This window comes from Streptomyces sp. NPDC050534 (assembly GCF_044457745.1).
GTDB lineage: Bacteria > Actinomycetota > Actinomycetes > Streptomycetales > Streptomycetaceae > Streptomyces.
Map to the genome: position 1 here is coordinate 26,613 of NZ_JBITHF010000018.1, position 12,475 is coordinate 39,087.

Here is a 12,475-nt window from a genome sequence, read left to right on the forward strand (position 1 = left end):
ACCCGGTGGTAGTGCCCCAAGACAGCGTCCCACGGGCGGCGTCGCTCAGCGTCGTTCGGGCTTCGCGCTGCGCGACATCAGCTCCTTGACGGCGACCACCGGGGACTTGCCCTCGTGCACGATGGCGACGACGGTCTCCGTGATCGGCATGTCGACGCCGTGCCTGCGCGCCAGATCCAGCACGGACTCACAGGACTTGACGCCCTCGGCGGTCTGCCTGGTGACCGCGATGGTCTCCTGCAGGGTCATGCCCTTGCCGAGGTTGGTGCCGAAGGTGTGGTTGCGCGAGAGCGGCGAGGAGCAGGTCGCCACCAGGTCGCCCAGGCCCGCGAGCCCCGAGAAGGTCAGCGGGTCGGCGCCGAGCGCCATGCCGAGCCGGGTGGTCTCGGCGAGCCCGCGCGTGATGAGCGAGCCCTTCGCGTTGTCGCCGAGGCCCATGCCGTCCGCGATGCCGACGGCGAGCCCGATGACGTTCTTGACGGCACCGCCGAGCTCGCAGCCGACCACGTCCGTGTTGGTGTACGGCCGGAAGTACGGCGTGTGGCAGGCCGCCTGGAGCCGCTGGGCGACCGCCTCGTCGGTGCAGGCGACCACGGCGGCCGCCGGCATGCGGGCGGCGATCTCCCGTGCGAGGTTGGGTCCGGTGACGACGGCGATCCGGTCGGCGCGCACCTTGGCGACGTCCTCGATCACCTCGCTCATCCGCATGGCGGAGCCGAGTTCGACGCCCTTCATGAGCGACACCAGGACGGTCTCGGGGGCGAGCAGCGGCGCCCACTCGGCGAGGTTGCCGCGCAGGGTCTGCGAGGGGATCGCGAGGACGGCGAAGTCGGCGCCGCGCGCGGCCTCGGCGGCGTCCGTCGTCGCCCTTACGCCGCCCGGGAGTTCGACACCGGGAAGGTAGTCGGGGTTCGTACGCGTGGAGTTGACCGCGTCCGCGAGTTCAGCGCGCCGCCCCCACAGGGTGACCTCGCACCCCGCGTCGGCGAGCACCATGGCGAACGCCGTGCCCCACGAACCGGTGCCGAAGACGGCCGCCTTGACCGGCTTGCTCACGTGCTCTGCCCCTCTTCCTGCTCGGCCTTCCCGTGGCCCTGCGTCTGCGTCCTGCGCCGTTGCTCGATGCGCTCCCGACGCGGGTCGTACCGCGTCGCGGGCGCCTTCTCGCCGCGGATCTCCTCCAGCTGGCGGGTGACGGCGGCCATGATGACCTCGGTCGCCTCCTTCAGCAGCTCCGGAGTCATCTCCTGGTCGTAGAAGCGCGCGAGGTCGACGGGCGGGCCGGCGAGCACGTGATGGGTCTTGCGGGGGCGGAGGTTGGGCTTCTTGGCGTACGGCGGCAGCAGTTCGTTGACGCCCCACTGCGCGATCGGGATCACCGGGCACCGGGTGGTCAGGGCGACGCGCGCCGCGCCCGTCTTGCCGATCATGGGCCACAGTTCGGGATCCCGGGTGAGGGTGCCCTCGGGATAGAACGCGACGCACTCACCGCGCTCCACGGCCTCGATCGCGGCGCGGAAGGCGCTGAGCGCGTCCGTGGTCTCGCGGTAGACGGGAATCTGTCCGGTGCCGCGCATCGCGGCGCCGACGAAACCCTTCTTGAAAAGGCCACTCTTCGCCAGGAATCGCGGAACACGTCCGGTGTTGTACTGATAGTGCGCGTAAGCGAAGGGGTCCGCATGAGAATTATGGTTCACCGCGGTGATAAATCCACCCTCGGCCGGAATGTGCTCCATTCCACGCCAGTCCCGCTTGATCAGAACCACCAGCGGCGGTTTGCAGAGCACCGCGGCGAAGCGGTACCAGAAGCCGATTCTGCGGCGGGGCACGCGCGCACCTTCCTCTATGGGGCCAAGGACCTCGGACCAGGAGCCGCACAAGTGTCACCCCAGGCCGCCGGTCTGTCGAGAACACCGTACGCCCCGACGGCGCCGCCGCCAGATGGCCGAGGTGACGGCTGAGTGACAATGGCCGCGACAAGAGAGGGACGGAACACCGGTGCAGTGGACCTTGGTCATACCCCTGAAACCCCTGACGCGGGCCAAGAGCAGGCTCGCGGACACCGCCGCCCACGGGCTGCGCCCGGGCCTCGCCCTCGCCTTCGCCCAGGACACCGTGGCGGCCGCGCTGGCCTGCCCGGCGGTGCGGGATGTGGCGGTCGTCACGGACGATTCCCTGGCCGGACGCGAACTGTCCGCGCTGGGCGCCCGGATCGTCCCCGACGAACCGCGGGGCGGCCTCAACGCGGCGCTGGCGCACGGCGTGGCCGCGGTCCGCGCCACACGCCCCGAAAGTCCCGTGGCGACCCTGAATGCCGATCTTCCGGCACTACGCCCTCTGGAATTGCTCCGTGTACTGGACGCGGCCGCCGAATTCCCGCGCGCTTTTCTCGCCGATGCGGCCGCAATCGGCACGACCTTGCTGACCGCCGCCCCCGCCCAGCAATTGCTCCCGGCATTCGGCCCCGATTCCCGCGCCCGCCACCGGGCCTCCGGAGCCGAGGAACTGACCCTCGACGCGGTCGATTCCGTACGCCAGGACGTGGACACCGGCGCAGACCTGCGGGCGGCACTGGCACTGGGAGTCGGGCCGCATACGGCCGCCGCGGCAGCGGGACTGCTGACCCCGGGCTCCTGACAACGCCCCCAGTCGCAGGCCCCACAACGCGCCCCGAATCCCACCGCACATTAGGCTGACCGACATGCAGGCCACGGCATACACCTACGACCCCGACACCCGCGAGGGCAGCGTGCTGCTGGACGACGGCAGCCCCGTCCCCTTCGACGCCGCCGCCTTCGACGCCGGAGGACTGCGGTTGCTGCGCCCCGGACAGCGCGTGCGCATCGAGCTGGAGGGCGCCAAGGACAGCCCCCGCATCACGCTGGTGACGCTCCAGACGTTCTGAGAACGCTCTGCGGACCTTGTGCGGACGTTCCGAAGCCGCTCCGAACCACCCCCGAACACGCCGCGGGCCGGGCTCCGATGAGGAGTCCGGCCCGGCGCGTGAGTGCCCCTGTGCCCTTACCGCTTGCGGGCGGTGGCCTTCTTGGCGGTGGTCTTGCGAGCGGTCGACTTCTTGGCGGGGGCCTTCTTGGCCGTCGCCTTCTTCGCCGGGGCCTTCTTCGCGGTGGCCTTCTTGGCGGTGGCCTTCTTGGCCGCGGACGTCTTGGCGGCGCCCGTGGTCTTCTTCGCCGTGGTCTTCTTCGCGGTCGTCTTCTTGGCGGCGCCCGTGGTCTTCTTGGCCGTCGTCTTCTTCGCCGCGGCCTTCTTCGCCGTGGCCGGCGCGGCCTTCTTGGCGGTCGACTTCTTCGCGGCGGCCTTCTTGACGGTTGCCGAAGCCCCACCGGTCAGGCTGCCCTTGGGCGCCTTCTTGACGGCGACCTCGCCGCCGCGCGGGAGCTTCTTCGAGCCGCTCACCAGGTCCTTGAAGCCCTGGCCCGCGCGGAAGCGCGGCACGGAGGTCTTCTTGACCCGAACCCGCTCGCCCGTCTGGGGGTTGCGGGCGTAGCGGGCCGGACGGTCGACCTTCTCGAACGAGCCGAAGCCGGTGACCGAGACCCGGTCTCCGGCGACGGTCGCGCGGACGATGGCATCCAGGACCGCGTCGACAGCCTCGGCGGCCTGCTGGCGGCCACCCACCTTGTCGGCAATCGCTTCTACGAGCTGCGCCTTGTTCACGTCTTCCCCTTCGGAGACATCGCCAGAACGAAAGTGTTCAAGCTTTTTCGCACGTTAGGCAGATATATACCGCAAATCAAACACGAAACGGGCTAATCACCCGTGCGCCGCAACGAACTCGACTGCTCCGGCTGCGTTCAGCGGTCCTCTTCAGGGATGCACCCCTTCTCCAGGTCCGTGTTGAACGCCTCCAGACGCCTTGCCGCGTCGGCGAGATCGTGCTTGGCCGCGGCCGTAATGACCAGCAGCTTCCGGGTCAGCGCCATCCGTACGCCCTCCGGGACTTGCAGTGCGCGCACCCGGGAGTGCGCTTCCTTCAGTCGGTCCGCGACTGCCGTGTAGAGCTCGAGTTGGCCGTCGTGTTCCATGCACAGATTGTGCCATCTGGGGCGAGTTGTCGCCTGCGGGGGTAGCAACTGATGCCTCAAACGGCGTTCCGGGCAGAGCCGGAAATCGTGTCCACAGGGCACGGCTACCCACGCAACCTCCTTCGTAACATGGGAAGTTGAGAGAAAAAGCAAGAGGGTTCCAAGCCGTTCGGGTCCGGACACGGATGTACCCCCGATCGGGCCGATCGGGGGTACATGGGGGTGTTCCGGTGGCCGAAACCCGTCAGGTCGCGGCTCGGCGGACCGGCCTGGGTCAGACCGTGAGCGTCCGCGGCTTGTACGACGGGCGCTTGGCCTCGTACGTGGCGATGTCCGCCTCGTTCTGGAGGGTGATGGAGATGTCGTCCAGCCCGTTCAGCAGCCGCCAGCGGGAGTTCTCGTCGAGCTCGAAGGCGGCGGTGATGCCCTCGGCGCGCACCTCACGGGCCTCGAGGTCGACGGTGATCTCCGCCTGCGGGTCCCGCTCCGTGAGCTCCCACAGCGCGTCCACGATCTTCTGCTCCAGAACGACCGTGAGCAGGCCGTTCTTCAAGGAGTTGCCGCGGAAGATGTCGGCGAAGCGGGAGGAGATCACGGTCTTGAAGCCGTAGTTCTGCAGCGCCCACACGGCGTGCTCACGGGAGGAGCCGGTGCCGAAGTCGGGGCCGGCGACCAGGACCGTGGCGCCCTGCCGCTCGGGGCGGTTGAGGATGAAGCTCCCGTCCTTGCGCCAGGCCTCGAACAGCCCGTCCTCGAAACCGTCCCGGGTCACCTTCTTGAGCCAGTGAGCAGGGATGATCTGGTCGGTGTCGACGTTGGAGCGGCGCAGCGGGACGGCCCGCCCGGTGTGCGTGGTGAATGCTTCCATGACTCTCAGACTCCAGCGGGCGCGGGGGCGTCGGACAGGTCGGCGGGCGAGGCCAGGTGCCCCAGGACCGCGGTCGCGGCGGCGACCTGCGGCGAGACCAGGTGCGTGCGACCGCCCTTGCCCTGCCGGCCCTCGAAGTTGCGGTTGGAGGTGGACGCGGAGCGCTCACCCGGGGCCAGCTGGTCCGGGTTCATGCCGAGACACATCGAGCAGCCCGCGTGCCGCCACTCGGCGCCGGCCTCCTTGAAGACGACGTCCAGGCCCTCGGAGACGGCCTGCAGACCCACCCGCGCGGAGCCCGGGACGACCAGCATCCGTACGCCGTCGGCGACTTTGCGGCCCTCGACGATCGCGGCCGCGGCCCGCAGGTCCTCGATCCGGCCGTTGGTGCAGGAACCTACGAAGACGGTGTCCACGTTGATGGAACTCAGCGGCTGCCCGGCCTCCAACCCCATGTATTCCAGGGCCTTTTCGGCGGCGAGGCGCTCCGAAGCGTCTTCGTACGAAGCCGGATCGGGGACGGACGCCGAAAGCGGTGCGCCCTGCCCGGGGTTGGTGCCCCAGGTGACGAACGGCGACAGCGCCGCGGCGTCGATCACGACCTCGGCGTCGAACTCGGCGTCCTCGTCCGTCTTCAGCGTCTTCCAGTACGCGACCGCGGCGTCCCAGTCCTCGCCCTCGGGAGCGTGGGCGCGGCCCTTGATGTACTCGAAGGTGGTCTCGTCGGGGGCGATCATGCCCGCGCGGGCGCCGGCCTCGATCGACATGTTGCAGATGGTCATCCGGGCCTCCATCGAGAGCTTCTCGATGGCGGAGCCGCGGTACTCCAGGATGTAGCCCTGGCCGCCGCCGGTACCGATCTTGGCGATGATCGCCAGGATCAGGTCCTTGGCGGTGACGCCCTCGGGCAGCTCGCCGTCGACCGTGATGGCCATGGTCTTGGGACGGGCCAGCGGCAGCGTCTGGGTGGCCAGCACGTGCTCCACCTGGGAGGTGCCGATGCCGAACGCCAGCGCGCCGAAGGCGCCGTGCGTGGAGGTGTGCGAGTCGCCGCAGACCACCGTCGTACCGGGCTGGGTCAGACCCAGCTGCGGGCCGACGACGTGCACCACGCCCTGCTCGACGTCGCCCAGCGGGTGCAGCCGTACGCCGAAGTCTGCGCAGTTCTTGCGCAGCGTCTCCAGCTGGACCCGGGAGACCGGGTCGGCGATGGGCTTGTCGATGTCGAGCGTCGGGGTGTTGTGGTCCTCGGTCGCGATGGTGAGGTCGAGGCGGCGCACCTTGCGACCGTTGTGCCGCAGACCGTCGAAGGCCTGCGGGCTGGTCACCTCGTGCAGCAGGTGCAGATCGATGAAGAGGAGGTCGGGCTCGCCCTCGGCGCGCCGGACGACATGGTCGTCCCAGACCTTCTCCGCGAGTGTCCTACCCATCGCTTTCCCTTCGGCCGGCACGACGTCCACCGGCCTTGCTAGAGATCTTGAGGAGACGACGCCCGGCCCCATTTCACGGGCGCCCGCCACCGGACCCGTTCGGTCTGCGGGCCGCTATGCGTACAAGGGTTGCGCGTCTCACGGAAAAATGAACTTGCGTTTCACAGAGTGAGACGCGAGTATCGTTTCATGGACAACAGTAGCGGCGTCGGCGTTCTGGACAAGGCGGCCCTTGTCCTGAGCGCCCTGGAGTCCGGACCCGCCACCCTCGCAGGGCTGGTTGCGGCGACCGGACTGGCACGACCCACGGCCCACCGTCTGGCCGTGGCGCTGGAACACCACCGTATGGTGGCGCGCGACATGCAGGGCCGTTTCATTCTCGGACCGCGCCTGGCCGAGCTGGCCGCGGCAGCCGGCGAGGACCGCCTCCTCGCGACGGCGGGCCCGGTGCTCACGCACCTGCGGGACATCACGGGCGAGAGCGCCCAGCTCTACCGCCGCCAGGGCGACATGCGCATCTGCGTCGCCGCGGCGGAACGCCTGTCCGGACTGCGGGACACCGTCCCGGTCGGCTCGACGCTGACGATGAAGGCCGGTTCCTCCGCGCAGATCCTGATGGCCTGGGAGGAGCCGGAGCGGCTGCACCGGGGCCTGCAGGGCGCCCGCTTCACGGCCACCGCGCTCTCGGGCGTGCGGCGCCGCGGCTGGGCCCAGTCCATCGGCGAGCGGGAGCCGGGCGTCGCGTCCGTCTCCGCGCCCGTGCGGGGGCCGTCCAACCGCGTGGTGGCCGCCGTCTCGGTCTCCGGCCCCATCGAGCGCCTGACGCGCCACCCGGGCCGTATGCACGCCCAGGCGGTCATCGACGCCGCCGCCCGCCTCTCCGAGGCACTGCGCCGCACCGGCTGAGCCGGCACCCCGTTCGGACGTCGACGGGGAGGGCCGGCCTCAACGCCGCGGCAGACCCTCCCCGTTCCCCCGGACCCCCCTGGCTCCCCGCTCAGCCGGCCCGCTTGTCCCCCGCTCCGGCCTCCGACCGGTAGGCGAAGCGGTCCCTGGCGTACCGCCCCCGCCGCTCGACGGGCACCTGCCCGTGCGCCTTCGCGAGACCGAAGGCCGGCATGTCGAAGTAGATCGACTCGTACGACCCCTCGGGCACCACGTACGCCTCGTGCCACAGCCCCACGTGCCCGCGCACCTTGCCCGCCCGCTCCTTGCGGTTGACGATCCCCCACACCCGGTGATGGAACATCTCCGGCGAGCTCGCGTACCCGTAGAGCTTCTCCTTGGACTCCCAGTACTGGACGACGTAGTACGTCCGCGGGGAGGCGGTCAGCAGCACGTGTTCCAGCAGCCCACGGCCGGGGTCCCGTTCGAGCTCCCGCAGCATGCGGATCATCGACAGCATGACCGGCACCCACTGGTGCACCGCCCGGAACCTGTTGACCCGCATGCCGATCAGCAGGACCACCACATCGCCCTCGCCGTCCGCGGTCGTACGGCCCGGCACCGGCTTCGCGAACATGGTCGCCTCCTCGCTCCACGCTATCGGATAGCGGCACTATCCTTCTGGACGGTGCTTGGATAGTCGCACTGACCAAGGAAGGGCGCAAGACATGCGGCTGAGGGAGCTCAGCGAGCGCAGTGGCGTGTCCACCGCGACGATCAAGTACTACCTGCGCGAAGGGCTGTTGACGCCCGGCCGCCAGATCAACACGACGACGGCCGAGTACGACGAGGAGCATCTGCGCCGGCTGCGGCTGGTGCGCGCGATGATCCAGGTCGGCGGTGTGCCGGTGGCGAAGGTACGCGAGGTGCTCGGCCACGTCGACGACGACTCCCTCGGCCGGACGATCCGGATGGGCGCGGCACTGTGGGCCCTGCCGCAGGTGCCCGAACCGGACGCGGAGGACGAGTACGTCCGCGCCGCCGGCGAGGAGGCGGAACAGCTCCTCCAGGCACTGGGCTGGACCAACGCCCATTCCCTGATCACGATCTCCCCCGCCTACCGCAGGCTGGTGGTGTCGATCGCCGCGTTCCGCCGGCTCGGCTACGACTGGGAGACCGAACTCCTCATGTCCTACGCCCGGTTGATGCATCAGGCCGCGGTCCTGGACCTGGACTTCGTGGAGACGCACGGGTCGGAGGCCGAGAAGGTCGAGACGGCCGTCCTGGGCGTGATCCTCGCCCAGCCGATACTCCAGGCGCTGCACCGGCTCGCACAGGAGGAGGAGTCGGCACGGCGCTACGGCTTCGGCTAGAGCCCGGACGGCCTGACGGCCGGACCCCGGACACGGCGAAGGCCCCCCGCTGCGAGCGGAGGGCCTTCGTGTCGTACCCCCGACCGGATTCGAACCGGCGCTACCGCCTTGAGAGGGCGGCGTGCTAGGCCGCTACACAACGGGGGCGAGGATCTAACGTTTCCGCAGATCCGAGCTGGTCTACCTGGACTCGAACCAAGACTAACTGAACCAGAATCAGTCGTGCTGCCAATTACACCATAGACCAATGTGGTTTAGACCAGTTTGTACCCCCGACCGGATTCGAACCGGCGCTACCGCCTTGAGAGGGCGGCGTGCTAGGCCGCTACACAACGGGGGCCCTAGCGATCCCGAGTTGCCCGGGATCAGTACCCCCGACCGGATTCGAACCGGCGCTACCGCCTTGAGAGGGCGGCGTGCTAGGCCGCTACACAACGGGGGCGTTGCAGATGAGCTCTGCGAGCTGGCCTACCTGGACTCGAACCAAGACTAACTGAACCAGAATCAGTCGTGCTGCCAATTACACCATAGGCCACTGGAACGCAAGCCCCTGAGGGGATCTCGTTCTAGTTTGCTCCCCCGGTTCCGGACCTTTCGGTCCGCTGCCCGGCGGCGCAGGAAGAACATTACCTGAAGGAGGACGGGGCACCAAAACGGGTATCGGCACCGAGGAGCGCGGGGAGTTCGGCGAGGGAGGCGATCCGGTGGGGACCCGCGCCGGCCCCGTCGCAGGTGTGCACGCCGCAGCGGTCGATCCAGACCGACAGCAGTCCGGCCTCGGCGGCACCGCGCCCGTCGATCTCGGGGTGGTCGCCGACGTACGCGACCTGGTGCGGGGCGAGTTCAAGGGCCTCGCAGGCGGCCAGGAAGGCGCCGGCCTCGGGCTTGGAGACGCCCAGTTCGGCGGCGCACAGGACGGCCTCGAAGCGGTCGTGCACACCGAGCAGGCGCAGCTTGCGGCCCTGGACGGTGAGGCTGGAGTTGGACAGCACCGCGTGCCGGTGGCTGGCGGCGAGCGCGTCGAGGGCGGGCAGCACGTCCGGGAAGAGGGACCAGGCGGTCTCGTAGTGCGCGACGTAGCGCCGGAACCACGCCTCGGCCTCGGCGTCGGTCAGCTCCTCGCCCAGGAAGACCCGTACGCGGTCCCGGCGCTGGCCGTCGAAGGACACCTCGCCCGCGGAGAAGCGCGCCCACTGCGCGTCGGTCACCGCCCGCCAGCGTGCGAGGGCCTGCTCCACGGTGTCGTACCCGTGGAGCAGGCCCTCGGCCGCCAGGTGTGCGCGCATTCCGGCGCGGTCCGCCGACGTGTAGTCGAACAGGGTGTCGTCCACGTCCCAGACGATGGCGTGGACCTGGGTGCCGCCGGCGCGCAGGGTCATGGACCGACCGTAACCCGGCGGGCGGACGGCGCGTCCGTCAGTTCACCGTGGTCGTGCCGGTCAGGGCCGGGCGGTGAGGGTCCAGGCGCAGGAACGCCGCCAGCGCGACCGTCCGCACGCTCACCTGCAGGGGGTCCGTGCAACTGCCGCTCGGGAAGCGGCAGTTGCACGGAAGGCGGAACTCCGGGTGACGAACGATGTACGCCGGGTCCGCCCTCACGCGTGCGGGCGTTACGCGGCCAGCCTGGCCAGGGCCGCGTCGATGCGGGCCAGGGTCTTCTCCTTGCCCAGCACCTCGAGGGACTCGAAGAGGGGCAGGCCGACCGTGCGGCCGGTGACCGCGACGCGGACCGGGGCCTGGGCCTTGCCGAGCTTGAGGCCGTGGGCCTCGCCGGCGGCCAGGACGGCCTCCTTCAGGGCCTCCGCGGAGGTCCAGTCGGCCGACTCCAGCTTCTCGCGGGCCGTGACAAGCAGCGCGTCCGAGCCCTCCTTCATCGCCTTCGTCCAGCTCGCCTCGTCGAGGACCGGCTCGGCGAGGAACAGGAAGTCGACGTTGTCGGTGATCTCCGAGAGGACCTTCAGACGGGTCTGGGCGTGCGGGGCGATCGCCTGCCACCGGGACTCGTCGAAGTCCTCGGGCGCCCAGGGGGCGAACGGGGCCTGGAGCCAGGGGCGGCACCGCTCCGTGAAGTCCTTCACGTCCAGCAGCCGGATGTGGTCGCCGTTGATCGCCTCGCACTTCTTGAGGTCGAAGCGGGCCGGATTGGGGTTCACGTCGGCGATGTCGAACGCCGCCACCATCTCCGCGATGCTGAAGATGTCCTGGTCCGCCGAGAGCGACCAGCCCAGCAGCGAGAGGTAGTTGAGCAGCCCCTCCGGCAGGAAGCCGCGCTCGCGGTAGAGGTTGAGCGAGGACTCCGGGTCGCGCTTGGAGAGCTTCTTGTTGCCCTCGCCCATCACGTACGGCAGGTGGCCGAAGGCCGGGATCTGCCGGGCGACGCCCAGCTCGATCAGCGCCTTGTACAGGGCGACCTGGCGCGGGGTGGAGGAGAGCAGGTCCTCGCCGCGCAGGACGTGGGTGATCTCCATCAGGGCGTCGTCGACGGGGTTGACCAGCGTGTACAGCGGCGCGCCGTTCGCTCGTACGATCCCGTAGTCCGGCACGTTCTCCGGCGTGAACGTCAGCTCGCCGCGGACCAGGTCCGTGAAGGTGATCGTCTCGTCGGGCATGCGGAAGCGGACGATCGGGGCACGGCCCATGGCCTTGTACTCCTCGACCTGCTCCGCGCTCAGGTCGCGGCAGTGGCCGTCGTAGCCGGAGGGCTTCCCGGCGGCGCGGGCGGCCTCGCGGCGGGTGTCCAGCTCCTCCTGGGAGCAGTAGCAGTGGTACGCGTGGCCGGCGTCCAGGAGCTTGCGCGCGACGTCGGCGTAGATGTCCATGCGCTGCGACTGGCGGTACGGCGCGTGCGGGCCGCCGACCTCCGGGCCCTCGTCCCAGTCGAAGCCCAGCCAGCGCATCGAGTCGAGCAGCTGGGCGTACGACTCCTCGGAGTCGCGGGCGGCGTCGGTGTCCTCGATGCGGAAGACCAGCGTGCCCTGGTGGTGCCGCGCGTACGCCCAGTTGAACAGGGCGGTGCGGACCAGGCCCACGTGCGGGTTACCGGTCGGGGACGGACAGAATCGGACGCGTACGGGGGAGCCGGGTGCGCTAGCCACGCTTGACAACCTTGTTGGTGAGAGTGCCGATGCCTTCGATGGTGACGGCGACCTCGTCGCCGACGGTGAGCGGCCCGACGCCTGCCGGGGTGCCCGTGAGGATCACGTCGCCGGGAAGCAGCGTCATGGCCTCGGAGATGTTGACGATCAGATCCTCGATCGGGTGGATCATCTCGCTGGTGCGGCCGAGCTGGCGTTGCTCGCCGTTGACCGTGAGCTGGATGGTCAGATCGCCCGCGGCGGCGAGGTCCAGGCCGGTCTCCACCCACGGACCGAGCGGGCAGGAGCCGTCGAAGCCCTTGGCCCGCGCCCACTGCTTCTCGCGCTTCTGCACGTCACGCGCGGTGATGTCGTTGGCGCAGGTGTAGCCGAAGATCACGTCCTTGACGCGCTCGCGCGGGACCTCGCGGCACATGCGGCCGATGACCACGGCCAGTTCGGCCTCGTGGTGCAGGTCCTCGGTGAAGGACGGGTACCGGATCGCGTCGCCGGGGCCGATCACCGAGGTCGACGGCTTGAAGAAGGCGAACGGGGCGTCGGGCACCTCGTGGCCCAGCTCGCGCGCGTGCTCCGCGTAGTTGCGGCCGAAGGCCACGACCTTGTTGGGGAGCACCGGCGGCAGCAGCCGGACCTTGCTCAGCGGGACCTTCGTGCCGGAGAGCTCGAAGTCCGCGAACGGAATGCCCTTGATGATGTCGAGGACGAGCTCGTCGGGCTTGTCACCCTCGACCGCGCCGAAGGCGACGTTCCCGTCGATGGAGAATCTGGCGATGCGCAC

Annotated in this window: 15 protein-coding genes and 5 tRNA genes; 4 read left to right on the forward strand and 16 right to left on the reverse strand. The window is 69.7% G+C overall.

Annotated features, from left to right (window positions below):
• Positions 1–45: 45 nt before the first annotated feature.
• The gene (locus tag ACIBN2_RS41115; protein ID WP_399142556.1) at positions 46–1,056 is read right to left on the reverse strand and encodes an NAD(P)H-dependent glycerol-3-phosphate dehydrogenase; all 1,011 of its coding nucleotides are present in this window, start codon (positions 1,054–1,056) and stop codon (positions 46–48) included.
• Positions 1,053–1,829 carry a lysophospholipid acyltransferase family protein gene (locus ACIBN2_RS41120; protein ID WP_399142558.1) on the reverse strand — a complete coding sequence of 259 codons (777 nt, stop codon included), beginning with the start codon at positions 1,827–1,829 and terminating at the stop codon, positions 1,053–1,055. Before ACIBN2_RS41120 ends, ACIBN2_RS41115 begins: the two co-directional genes overlap by 4 nt.
• A 169-nt stretch (positions 1,830–1,998) precedes the next feature.
• Here ACIBN2_RS41120 and cofC point away from each other — a divergent pair, with 169 nt between their 5' ends.
• Both cofC and ACIBN2_RS41130 read left to right on the forward strand, forming a co-directional pair.
• On the forward strand, positions 1,999–2,637 hold the full coding sequence (gene cofC, locus ACIBN2_RS41125) for a 2-phospho-L-lactate guanylyltransferase (protein WP_399142559.1): 639 nt from the start codon (positions 1,999–2,001) through the stop codon (positions 2,635–2,637).
• Between the two features lie 64 nt (positions 2,638–2,701).
• Positions 2,702–2,905 (forward strand): hypothetical protein, encoded by a 204-nt coding sequence (locus tag ACIBN2_RS41130; protein ID WP_399142561.1) that lies wholly within the window; start codon positions 2,702–2,704, stop codon positions 2,903–2,905.
• Between the two features lie 116 nt (positions 2,906–3,021).
• Here the strand turns inward: ACIBN2_RS41130 and ACIBN2_RS41135 are convergent, their stop codons facing one another.
• The 4 genes from ACIBN2_RS41135 to leuC all read right to left on the reverse strand — a co-directional run bounded on the left by ACIBN2_RS41135 (position 3,022) and on the right by leuC (position 6,344).
• Positions 3,022–3,678, reverse strand: coding sequence for an HU family DNA-binding protein (locus ACIBN2_RS41135; protein WP_399142563.1), 657 nt, complete (start codon positions 3,676–3,678; stop codon positions 3,022–3,024).
• Between the two features lie 137 nt (positions 3,679–3,815).
• A complete protein-coding gene (locus ACIBN2_RS41140) occupies positions 3,816–4,046 on the reverse strand; it encodes a hypothetical protein (protein WP_384269038.1) in 231 nt (76 codons plus the stop codon).
• A 274-nt stretch (positions 4,047–4,320) separates the two neighbouring features.
• Positions 4,321–4,914 (reverse strand): 3-isopropylmalate dehydratase small subunit, encoded by a 594-nt coding sequence (gene leuD / locus ACIBN2_RS41145; protein WP_399142565.1) that lies wholly within the window; start codon positions 4,912–4,914, stop codon positions 4,321–4,323.
• A gap of 5 nt (positions 4,915–4,919) precedes the next feature.
• Complete coding sequence (gene leuC / locus ACIBN2_RS41150) at positions 4,920–6,344, reverse strand: 3-isopropylmalate dehydratase large subunit (RefSeq protein ID WP_399142567.1); 1,425 nt, start codon at positions 6,342–6,344, stop codon at positions 4,920–4,922.
• A 189-nt stretch (positions 6,345–6,533) separates the two neighbouring features.
• Between leuC and ndgR the strand changes: the two genes are divergently transcribed.
• Entirely contained in the window at positions 6,534–7,250 is a 717-nt protein-coding gene (gene ndgR, locus ACIBN2_RS41155; RefSeq protein ID WP_007384919.1) for an IclR family transcriptional regulator NdgR, read from the forward strand.
• A 91-nt stretch (positions 7,251–7,341) separates the two neighbouring features.
• On the opposite strand, the gene ACIBN2_RS41160 is transcribed toward ndgR, so the two are convergent.
• A complete protein-coding gene (locus tag ACIBN2_RS41160) occupies positions 7,342–7,866 on the reverse strand; it encodes a DUF4188 domain-containing protein (protein WP_399142569.1) in 525 nt (174 codons plus the stop codon).
• Between the two features lie 91 nt (positions 7,867–7,957).
• On the opposite strand from ACIBN2_RS41160, the gene ACIBN2_RS41165 reads away from it, so the two are divergent.
• Positions 7,958–8,602 (forward strand): MerR family transcriptional regulator, encoded by a 645-nt coding sequence (locus ACIBN2_RS41165; protein ID WP_399142571.1) that lies wholly within the window; start codon positions 7,958–7,960, stop codon positions 8,600–8,602.
• 74 nt (positions 8,603–8,676) lie between these two features.
• On the opposite strand, the gene ACIBN2_RS41170 is transcribed toward ACIBN2_RS41165, so the two are convergent.
• From ACIBN2_RS41170 to ACIBN2_RS41210, 9 genes are all read right to left on the reverse strand, one after another.
• A tRNA-Glu gene (locus ACIBN2_RS41170) sits at positions 8,677–8,749 on the reverse strand.
• A 28-nt stretch (positions 8,750–8,777) separates the two neighbouring features.
• A tRNA-Gln gene (locus tag ACIBN2_RS41175) sits at positions 8,778–8,849 on the reverse strand.
• Positions 8,850–8,869: 20 nt separating this feature from the next.
• Positions 8,870–8,942, reverse strand: a tRNA-Glu gene (locus ACIBN2_RS41180).
• 29 nt (positions 8,943–8,971) lie between these two features.
• Positions 8,972–9,044 (reverse strand) — tRNA-Glu (locus ACIBN2_RS41185).
• A gap of 21 nt (positions 9,045–9,065) precedes the next feature.
• Positions 9,066–9,137 (reverse strand) — tRNA-Gln (locus tag ACIBN2_RS41190).
• Between the two features lie 91 nt (positions 9,138–9,228).
• The gene (locus ACIBN2_RS41195; RefSeq protein WP_399142573.1) at positions 9,229–9,981 is read right to left on the reverse strand and encodes an HAD family hydrolase; all 753 of its coding nucleotides are present in this window, start codon (positions 9,979–9,981) and stop codon (positions 9,229–9,231) included.
• 37 nt (positions 9,982–10,018) lie between these two features.
• A complete protein-coding gene (locus ACIBN2_RS41200) occupies positions 10,019–10,201 on the reverse strand; it encodes a hypothetical protein (protein ID WP_399142574.1) in 183 nt (60 codons plus the stop codon).
• An 11-nt stretch (positions 10,202–10,212) separates the two neighbouring features.
• Positions 10,213–11,697 carry a glutamate--tRNA ligase gene (gene gltX / locus ACIBN2_RS41205; protein ID WP_399142576.1) on the reverse strand — a complete coding sequence of 495 codons (1,485 nt, stop codon included), beginning with the start codon at positions 11,695–11,697 and terminating at the stop codon, positions 10,213–10,215.
• Positions 11,690–12,475: a fumarylacetoacetate hydrolase family protein gene (locus tag ACIBN2_RS41210; protein ID WP_399142578.1), complete on the reverse strand. Its 786-nt coding sequence runs from the start codon at positions 12,473–12,475 to the stop codon at positions 11,690–11,692. The genes gltX and ACIBN2_RS41210 overlap by 8 nt, the downstream gene beginning before the upstream one ends.